Raw genomic sequence first — 1,229 nt, 5'->3', positions numbered from 1 at the left:
TTTCGAGAATAGCAACTCAACTTCGTGACTCTGGGTCAGCATTTCGTGGATTTTTTATAGAAATGGCTGGAGCAGTTGCTCCAGAGATACTCGAATTATTTAAAATGCTACAGGGGGGGGAAGTTTTATCTAAATTTGGTGCAAGACTAGGTGCTCAAATAAAGCTAGGTGCAGATGTTTTAATTGGAGCTTTTAAAACAGGGACTTTATTTGATGTATTAAAATTATCGTTTGAAGCCTCTGTTGCATATTTTAAGGATTTATTTAAAAGAGTGTCAAAATTTATTGGACAATATTTAAATGCAGTTTTATCAACAGACGCTCTTGAGGGAATGTCATCTGGATTGATTGATGTTTTTACTGGATTTGCAAAAATAGTTGGGTCTATGTTGTTAAGAGCTTTTGAAACTCCAATAGCATATTTTCAGACAGGAATAGAATTTGCAGTATTATACGCTCAAAATGCCTTTAATTCAATATTTTCCAATTTTTCAAAAATCGGAGAAGGTTTTGCCAAGGGTGGGGCGGTTGGTGGAGCACTAGCCGCAACTAAAATTCTTTTAAGCGATAAAAGCTTGCCAGATAAAGAACAATTTCAAAAACTTTTAAAAGAAAGACTTGAAAGCGGAGTTAATTTTGGGATTGGGGAATTTCAAGTAAATTCAAGAAGTGCAAATGAGGGAATAGATCAAATTGGAGCAGGTGCAAAAAAAGCGTTTGATGGCGGTAAAAAGGCAGTAGAATCATTGATCTCTGCAAATGTTACGCTAGATAAGCCAGCGCAAGATGTTTTAAATACATTTGCAAATTTAAAAGGAGTTCTTGAGGCAACAGCGGTAGCTGGAAAGCCATCCGAAAAAGCTATTGCAGATGTGACTGGAACAGCGGAATTAGGCGGTAAAGCTGGCAACTTAAAGAATGCCATGAAAGATGTTGCCGTTTCATCACTTCAAAGAATTGGTGGAGGAGGTGTGGCATTTGGTGGCGCAGACCCGCTTTTAAAGGCAAGCCAAGATCAGCTTTTTGAGCAAAAACAACAAACAACATTGCTTAGACAGCTTGTTAGGAATCCCTCTGGATATATACTTTCTGTTTCTCCTAATGGTCAAGAAGCAGTGTTCGGTGGTAGATAAACCATGCCAGCCCCAATTTACAAAGGCTCTTTCCCAGTAAAGACTAGGGAAGAGACAAGATATACAGACAAGGGAAAAATTGAATATATTCTAACA

The 1,229-nt window shown here is 37.8% G+C and carries 1 protein-coding gene; it reads left to right on the top strand.

Annotated features, from left to right (window positions below):
* On the top strand, positions 1 to 1,133 hold a 1,133-nt coding region (locus EBS11_RS28310; protein WP_290608870.1), incomplete at its 5' end, for a hypothetical protein.
* Positions 1,134 to 1,229 lie beyond the last annotated feature (96 nt).

The organism is Janthinobacterium sp., from assembly GCF_009923995.1.
Classification (GTDB): Bacteria; Pseudomonadota; Gammaproteobacteria; order Burkholderiales; family Burkholderiaceae_D; genus Janthinobacterium.
Note: the sequence above shows the minus strand (reverse complement) of the source record. Positions and strands in the feature narration are given on the sequence as shown.